Raw genomic sequence first — 7,860 nt, forward strand, 5'->3', positions numbered from 1 at the left:
CGGACGGCCGGTGGTGGAGAATACGAGGTGTGCGTGTCGGCACATCTGCGGCACGAAAGCGACAAAACACTGCAATGGAGGTCGGACTATCGTGAGCCGGATCGTGATCATCGGCGGTGGGCCGGGCGGGTACGAGGCGGCGCTGGTCGCCGCACAACTCGACGCGGAAGTCACCCTCGTCGAGGCCGACGGGGCCGGCGGCGCTTGCGTGCTCTCCGACTGTGTGCCGTCGAAGACCTTCATCGCCAGCTCGGAGGTGGTGACGGGCTACCGGCACAACGAGCGCTTCGGCATCCGCTCGGCCGGCCTGGAGGGAGTCACGGTCGACGCCAAGGCGGTCAACGACCGGGTGAAGCGGCTCGCGCTGGCCCAGTCCGGCGACATCCAGGCCAAGCTGATCAAGGCCGGCGTGGACGTGGTGACCGGCCGGGCCCGGATGGGCGAGGACACGCTGGGTCACACCCACCAGGTGCTGATCACCCCGGCCGGCGGCACGGAATACGCGGTCGACGCCACGACGGTGCTGATCGCGACCGGCGCCACCCCGCGGGTGCTGCCCACCGCGGTGCCCGACGGCGAGCGCATCCTCGACTGGCGCCAGGTCTACGACCTCGACGAGCTGCCCAGCCACCTGGTGGTGATCGGCTCGGGTGTCACCGGGGCCGAGTTCGCCAGCGCCTACCTGGCCATGGGCGTGCAGGTCACGCTGGTCTCCAGCCGCGAGCGGGTGATGCCGCACGAAGACGCCGACGCCGCCATGGCCATCGAACGGGTCTTCCGCGAGCGCGGCATGACCATCCTCAACCAGTCCCGCGCCGACACGGTGGTCAACACCGGCGACGGTGTGCTGGTGACGCTCTCCGACGGCCGTACGGTCGAGGGCTCGCACGCCCTGATGGCCGTCGGCGCCGTGCCCAACACCGCCGAACTGGGCCTGCGCGAGTACGGCGTGGACGTGGCCAACGGCGGTTACGTGACCGTCGACCGGGTGTCGCGCACCAACGTCCCCGGCATCTATGCCGCCGGCGACTGCACCGGCGTGCTGCCCCTGGCCAGCGTGGCCGCGATGCAGGGCCGGATCGCGGTCTGGCACGCCATGGGCGAGGCCGTGGCGCCGCTGCGCCTGCGGACGGTCTCGGCCAACGTCTTCACCGACCCGGAGCTGGCCACGGTCGGCGTCTCGCAGAACGACGTCGACGCCGGCAAGGTGCCCGCCCGCCAGGTCATGCTCCCGCTGACCGGTAACGCCCGGGCCAAGATGGCCGGCCTCAAGGACGGCTTCGTGAAACTCTTCTGCCGCCCGGCAACCGGCCAGATCGTCGGCGGCGTGGTGGTGGCGCCCAAGGCCAGCGAGCTGATCCTGCCGATCACGATGGCGATCGAGAACAACCTGACGGTGGACCAGCTGGCCCACACGATCACGATCTACCCGTCGCTGTCCGGGTCGATCGCCGAGGCGGCCCGTCAGTTGATGCTGCACGAGCTGCAGTAGGCGCTGCGGCCGGGGCGTTGCGGCCGCCGGTCAGGGCGGGTCGGGGCCTGCGGCGGGCTTGGGCGGGTCGGGGCCTGCGGCCGGGCTTGGGCGGGCCGGGCTTGGGCGGGTCGGGACCTGCGCCGGGCTTGGGCGGGCCGGGCTGGGGTGGGCCGGTCAGGGCTTGGCGGACGGGCTTGGCGGGCCGGTCCGGGCTTGGCGGGCCGGTCTGGGCTTGGCGGGCCGGTCTGGGCTTGGCGGGCCGGTCTGGGCTTGGCGGGCCGGTCTGGGCTTGGCGGGCCGGTCTGGGCTTGGCGGGCCGGTCTGGGCTTGGCGGGCCGGTCCGGGCGGCCCGGCTTGGGCGAGCCGGGCTTGGTTGGCCGCGGGCTGGGGCGGCCGGGGATGCGGTCAGTGCCGCAGGTGGACCGGGCGGTCCGGCGGCGACGCTTCCTCCGTGCTCGCCCGCTCGTCGTCCGGGGTCGGCGCCGGGGCGTCGTCGTCGGCTGCCGCGTCCTCGCTGATCTCCTCGCTGATCTCCTCGGCGTTGTCCTTGCGCCCGCCGAAGAGGGCCAGGATCCACCCCGCCGTGCCGAAGATCAGCGCGGCGCAGGCGGCGATCGCGAACAGCCGCCAGGCCGACTGGGTCACCGCGGTGCCGCCCACGTGCCCGACCAGGCCGCCGTAGGTGGCCCAGCACAGCGCCGCCCCGCCGTCGTAGATCACGAAGAGCTTGATCGGATAGCCGCTGCGGCCGGCGTGGTAACCCGCCGCCATCCGGCCGCCGGGGACGAACCGGCAGAGCAGCAGCACCAGCGGGCCGGGCTTGCGCAGGCCCCGGGTGAAGCGCTCGGCGGCCCGGCGGGTCTTCGACTCCGTTTTCTCCGCGTGCTCGTGGCGGGGTGCGAAGCGTTGTCGCAGGGCGCTCAGCCGCCCGCTGAGCCAGTGGCCGCCGACGTGACCGGCGGTGCGGCCCAGCACGAACGCGATCGTGTCACCGGTGAACATGCCCAGGGCGCCCACCGCGATGACCAACGGGAGGCTCAGGTTGCCGTACACGGTGAGGGCGCCGGACGTGATCATGATGGCCTGGATCGGCACCACCGGGACCATCGCATCGACGGCGAGGAATCCGAAAAGCGCAAGGTACGCCCATGCCGGTGTTGCCATCACGGTCAACAAATCGGTCATCGGTCGGCCACCTCGCGGCTCCAGGGCTCACGGCATTCTCCGTGGGCGCCCCTGAGAATGAGCTGAGTACAGGATGCTCCCTGATCAGGCCCGGCTAAGGGTGATGCCCGCCACGCTACGTGCTCGGCGTTGCCGGTGTGGTCCGTGACGCGAGGCATTTCTGCCAATCTCTGGCGATCTAGGTACGGATAGCCGCTTCTGGTGCGGGCCGGGCACGCGTAGCCTTGGTGCAGTCCCCGATACGCCGGGTCCCCCGTTCTCGGTGTCTCGGGCGAGCGGCGCCGGCCCGGCTGCACGCCGGGCTCGCTGCGCCAGGGCCGTCGGTAGGTCCCGTACCGGCGGCCCGCCCTTCATGTGGTGGCCGGGCCGCAGGTGAAGTGGCCGTGACCACTGTTACCCGCGCGCAACGAGTCGCCCGTAGGGTCAGGCCATGGCGGATCTTTTCGAGGAGTACCGCCTCGGCCCCGGCTGGGACGAGATGTTCGGCGAGCTCGGCATGCCTCGCGAGACCTACGAGGCCCTGCACGCCACGCTGCAGCCGCTGTCGAGCGCTGAGCTGGGCGTTCGTGCCGAGGTGCTGGCCCGGGCCTTCCTGGACCAGGGCATCACGTTCGCGCTCAAGGGCGTTGAACGTCCCTTTCCCCTCGACATCGTCCCGCGGATCATCGCGGCCGCCGAGTGGCGCTCGGTCGAGCTGGGCGTCGCGCAGCGGATCCGCGCGCTGGAGGCGTTCCTCGCCGACGTGTACGGCGCCGGCCAGGTGCTCGCCGACGGCGTGGTGCCGCGGCGGATCATCGCCACCAGTGCGCACTTCCTGCGGGCGGCGGCCGGGATCAACCCGCCCAACGGCGTACGGATCCACGTCGCCGGGGTCGACCTGATCCGCGACGAGCAGGGCGCCTTCCGGGTGCTGGAGGACAACGTACGGATCCCGTCCGGGGTCAGTTACGTGATGGAGAACCGCCGGGCGATGGCCCAGGTGCTGCCCGAGGTCTTCGCCGCCACCCGGATCCTGCCGGTGGAGTCGTACCCGAGCATGCTGCTGCGGGCCCTGCGCGCCGCCGCCCCGGTCGGCGTCACCGATCCCACGGTGGTGGTGCTGAGCCCGGGCGTCTACAACTCCGCCTACTTCGAGCACGCCCTGATCGCCCGGGAGATGGGCGTCGAGCTCGTCGAGGGCCGCGACCTGGTGTGCGTCGGCAACGACGTGGCCATGCGGACCACCGCGGGCGAGCAGCGCGTCGACGTCATCTACAGGCGGATCGACGACGACTTCCTCGACCCGGTGCATTTCCGGGCCGACTCGGTGATCGGCGTGGCCGGCCTGATCAACGCGGCCCGGGCCGGGCGGGTCACCATCGCCAACGCGGTCGGCAACGGCGTCGCCGACGACAAGCTGCTCTACACGTACGTGCCCGACCTGATCCGCTACTACCTGGACGAGGAGCCGTTGCTGCCCAACGTGGACACGTACCGGCTGGACGAGCCCGGGGTGCTGGAGGAGGTGCTGCCGCGCGTCGGTGAGCTGGTCCTCAAGCCGGTCGACGGGGCCGGCGGCGCGGGCATCGTGATCGGCTCGCAGGCCTCGGCGGCGGAGCTGGCCGAGGTCACCGCGAAGATCGTCGCCGATCCGCGGGGCTGGATCGCCCAGCGCGAGGTGAAGCTGTCGATGGTGCCCACGCTGATCGGCAACCGGCTGCGCGGCCGGCACGTCGACCTGCGGCCGTTCGCGGTCAACGACGGCGAGAAGATCTGGGTGCTGCCCGGCGGCCTGACCCGGGTGGCGCTGCCCGAGGGCGCCCTGGTCGTGAACTCCAGCCAGGGTGGGGGCTCGAAGGACACCTGGGTGCTCGCGGACGCCGACGACATGTCGCCGTTCGAGGTGCCGCACCTGTCGGCCGAACCGGCGCCGCTGCCCTCGGCGTCCAGCCCCGAGCCCGGCCCGGGGGCCGGCGCCGCCGACTCCCAGCAGCAGCAGCAGCAGCAGCAACAGCAGCAGCAACAGCAGCAGGGAGAGTCGCGATGCTGAGCCGGATCGCCGAGTCGCTCTACTGGATCGGCCGCTACGTCGAGCGCGCCGAGGACACCGCCCGGATCCTGGACGTGCACCTGCAGCGCATCCTGGCCGACCCGTGGACCAGCGAGGACCAGGCCTGCCGGTCGTTGCTCGCGGTGATGGGCATGCCGATGGAGGACGAGCCGTTCACCGCGGCCCGCGTGGTCGGCCTGCTCGGCCTGGACGAGCGCAGCCCCAGCTCGGTGGTCGGCGCGCTGGCGGCGGCCCGGGAGAACGCCCGCGGCGCCCGCGAGACGGTCTCCTCGGAGATGTGGGAATGCCTCAACTCGACCTGGCACGGCCTGCCCAACGCGCGCCGCCGGGTGGAGCAGCAGGGGGTGCACTCGTTCTTCCGCTGGGTGCGGGAACGCTGCGCGGTGATGACCGGGCTGACCGACGCCACCATGAGCCGCGACGAGGGCTGGCTGTTCCTGGTGCTGGGCCGCAGCGTGGAACGGGTGGACATGACCGCGCGGCTGCTGCGCACGCACGAGCGCGCCGGCGGGAGCATTCCGTCCTGGCTGACGCTGCTGCGGTCCAGCGGGGCCTGGGAGACGTTTCTGCGGACGTACCGGGGATCGCTGGACGACCGCCACGCGGCGGAATTCTTGCTGCTGGACCGGCTTTTCCCGCGCTCGGTCTTCGCCGCCCTCTCCACCGCCGAGGGCTGCCTGGCCGACCTGGAGCCGGACCCTGGCCGGGCCGGCGTGGCGACGGACGCGCAGCGGATCGTCGGCCGGGCCCGCACCAACCTGGAGTTCCGCGGCGCGGACGAGCTGATCGACGACCTCGGGCCGGTGCTGGCCAGCCTGGAGAAGACGTGTTCGCAGGTCAACGAGGCCGTCTCGCGGCGCTACTTCCGGCAGACAACGGCGGTCAACTGGGTCCGGGGAGCGGTGGTGGCATGAGCGTTCCTTTGGTGGACAGCTGGCGGCTGAAAGTCCAGCACCGCAGCGGGTTCGACTACGCCGGGCCGGTGTCGTCGTCCTACAACGAGGCCCGGATGTGGCCACGCAACGAGACCCACCAGGCGGTGCTGGACGCCCGGGTCGAGGTGTGGCCGCCGGCGCGCACGTACCGCTACGAGGACTACTGGGGCACGGTGGTCACGGCCTTCGACGTGCACGCCAAGCACGAGGCGCTCACCGTCACGGCGACGTCCACGGTGGAGACACTGCCGCCCGGCGACCTGATCGAGCAGGGCGAAGGCGCGGCGTGGGACGAGCTGGCGGTGCCGGAGAACGTCGACCGCTGGTACGAACTGCTGCTGGGCACCAAGCGCACCGGCCTGAACGACGAGCTGACCGGGATCGCGGCCGACATCCGCGCCGCGCACGCGACCCCGCATGCTGCCGCGCTGGCCGTCTGCGAGTTTGTGCGCGGTGAGGTCTCCTATCAGCCCGGTGCCACGGGCGTGCAGAGCGACGCGTTGCACGCGTGGGAGCAGCGCAAAGGCGTCTGCCAGGACATCAGCCACCTGACCGTGGGGCTGCTGCGCGAAATGGGGCTGCCGGCCCGCTACGTCTCGGGTTACCTGCACCCGAAGCCGTCGGCGGCGATCGGGGACAGTGTGGTCGGTCAGAGTCACGCCTGGGTGGAGTGGTGGGTTGGCCGGTGGACGGCCTTCGACCCGACCAACGGGGTGCCGGTGGGGGAGCGCCACGTCGTGGTCGGCCGGGGGCGGGAGTACGGCGATGTGCCGCCGCTCAAGGGCGTGTATGCGGGGCCGGCCAGTACGGGGCAGGCCGTCGAGGTGACGATCACCCGGCTCCGCTGACCCGGCGCGGCGCGGCCCGGCCCGGCGTGCCCGGCCTGGCCCCCGGCCTGGGCCTGGCCCCCGGCCTGGGCCCGGCCCCGGCCCGGCCCGGCGCGGCCCGGCCTGGCGCGGCCCGGCCTGGCGCGGCCCGGCCTGGCGCGGCCCGGCCTGGCGCGGCCCGGCGCGGCCTGGCCCGGCGCGGCTCGGCCTGGCCTGGCGCTCAGGCCAGCGCCACGGTGAGCGCTGCCGCTACGAAGATCGCTTGCAGAGCGGTGCGCAGCGGCAGCGGGGTGGCGGGCTTACCGGCCAGGTCGACGTGGTGCCGGGCCGCGTACACGTTGGCTGGGAACATCACCACCATCAGCAGTGCCAGGCATCCGGCCGCCAGGCGATAGGTCGCCGGCAGCAGCAGCCCGGCAGCGCCGGCCAGCTCCAGAACTCCGGTGACCGTGACCAGCAGCTCCGGCCTGGGCAGGCGCGGCGGGACCATGGCGACCAGGCTCGCGCGCCGGCCGAGACCGAAGTGGACCAGGCCGGTCAGCACGAACATCAGGGCCAGTCCCACCCGCAGCGCGGGAAGCCAGCCGTCGAGAGCGTCCACGCCGAGCACGCCGAGCAGGCGGGCCAGCAGCGTGCCGGCGAACAGAGTGAACAGGGGTGCCATCGCATGTCCTCCGAACTTGTCACTGCCAAGATGCCTCGAACGCTCGCATCTTGTCAATGGAAAGTTATGCTGGTGACATGAGCTACCACCACGGTGACCTGCGGCGTGCGCTGCTGGCCGCCGCTGCTGAATCGATCGCCGAGGAAGGCCCGGCGGCGCTGAGCCTGCGTGACCTCGCCCGGCGGGCCGGCGTCTCGCACGCCGCGCCGGCTCATCACTTCGGCGACAAGCGAGGGCTGCTCACGGCGCTGGCGGCGGAGGGCTTCGACCTGCTTGCCGCGGCGCTGCGGGAGACCCGGGCGGCGACGGGCAGCTTCCTCGAACTCGGCGTCACCTACGTGCGGTTCGCGACGACGCACCGGGCGCACTTCGAGGTGATGTGGCGCCCGGATCTCTACCATGCGGACGACCCGGCGCTGCTGGCCGCACGGGACGGGTCGAGCGCCGCGCTCTACTCAGGGGTCGCTGACCTGCCGGACGGTCAGGCCGGCGCGGACGTGCGAGAGACCGGGCTGGCCGCGTGGTCGCTGGCGCACGGCTTTGCGACGCTGTGGCTCAGCGGCGCCCTGCCGGACATGCCGGAACTCCCCGACGAAGCGGCCCGGGCCGTGCTCCACCACCTGACCCCCGCCGGCTGAGCCGATGGAGAGGTCGCGTGACCGTGGTGGCTGAGCCGATGGAGAGGTCGCGTGACCGTGGTGGCTGAGCCGATGGAGAGGTCGGGT

The 7,860-nt window shown here is 72.4% G+C and carries 7 protein-coding genes; 5 read left to right on the forward strand and 2 right to left on the reverse strand.

Annotation, left to right across the window (positions count from 1 at the left end; translation table 11 throughout):
- The first annotated feature begins 91 nt into the window (after window positions 1–91).
- Window positions 92–1,492 carry an NAD(P)H-quinone dehydrogenase gene (locus tag ACZ6S4_RS13130; protein WP_465475148.1) on the forward strand — a complete coding sequence of 467 codons (1,401 nt, stop codon included), beginning with the start codon at window positions 92–94 and terminating at the stop codon, window positions 1,490–1,492.
- A 387-nt stretch (window positions 1,493–1,879) separates the two neighbouring features.
- Here the strand turns inward: ACZ6S4_RS13130 and ACZ6S4_RS13135 are convergent, their stop codons facing one another.
- Window positions 1,880–2,659, reverse strand: a complete 780-nt coding sequence (locus tag ACZ6S4_RS13135; RefSeq protein WP_465475149.1) for a DedA family protein — start codon at window positions 2,657–2,659, stop codon at window positions 1,880–1,882.
- Between the two features lie 430 nt (window positions 2,660–3,089).
- On the opposite strand from ACZ6S4_RS13135, the gene ACZ6S4_RS13140 reads away from it, so the two are divergent.
- Genes ACZ6S4_RS13140 through ACZ6S4_RS13150 form a run of 3 tightly spaced genes read left to right on the forward strand, consistent with a single transcriptional unit; the run spans window position 3,090 to window position 6,492 of the window.
- Window positions 3,090–4,688 carry a circularly permuted type 2 ATP-grasp protein gene (locus tag ACZ6S4_RS13140; RefSeq protein WP_465475150.1) on the forward strand — a complete coding sequence of 533 codons (1,599 nt, stop codon included), beginning with the start codon at window positions 3,090–3,092 and terminating at the stop codon, window positions 4,686–4,688.
- Entirely contained in the window at window positions 4,682–5,623 is a 942-nt protein-coding gene (locus tag ACZ6S4_RS13145; protein WP_360545372.1) for an alpha-E domain-containing protein, read from the forward strand. Before ACZ6S4_RS13140 ends, ACZ6S4_RS13145 begins: the two co-directional genes overlap by 7 nt.
- On the forward strand, window positions 5,620–6,492 hold the full coding sequence (locus ACZ6S4_RS13150; RefSeq protein ID WP_465475151.1) for a transglutaminase family protein: 873 nt from the start codon (window positions 5,620–5,622) through the stop codon (window positions 6,490–6,492). Before ACZ6S4_RS13145 ends, ACZ6S4_RS13150 begins: the two co-directional genes overlap by 4 nt.
- Before the next feature lie 199 nt (window positions 6,493–6,691).
- On the opposite strand, the gene ACZ6S4_RS13155 is transcribed toward ACZ6S4_RS13150, so the two are convergent.
- Window positions 6,692–7,135 carry a DoxX family protein gene (locus ACZ6S4_RS13155; protein WP_465475152.1) on the reverse strand — a complete coding sequence of 148 codons (444 nt, stop codon included), beginning with the start codon at window positions 7,133–7,135 and terminating at the stop codon, window positions 6,692–6,694.
- Between the two features lie 56 nt (window positions 7,136–7,191).
- On the opposite strand from ACZ6S4_RS13155, the gene ACZ6S4_RS13160 reads away from it, so the two are divergent.
- Window positions 7,192–7,773 (forward strand): TetR/AcrR family transcriptional regulator, encoded by a 582-nt coding sequence (locus ACZ6S4_RS13160; protein ID WP_465475153.1) that lies wholly within the window; start codon window positions 7,192–7,194, stop codon window positions 7,771–7,773.
- Window positions 7,774–7,860 lie beyond the last annotated feature (87 nt).

The sequence above is a fragment of the Actinoplanes sp. NPDC051405 genome (assembly GCF_055586185.1).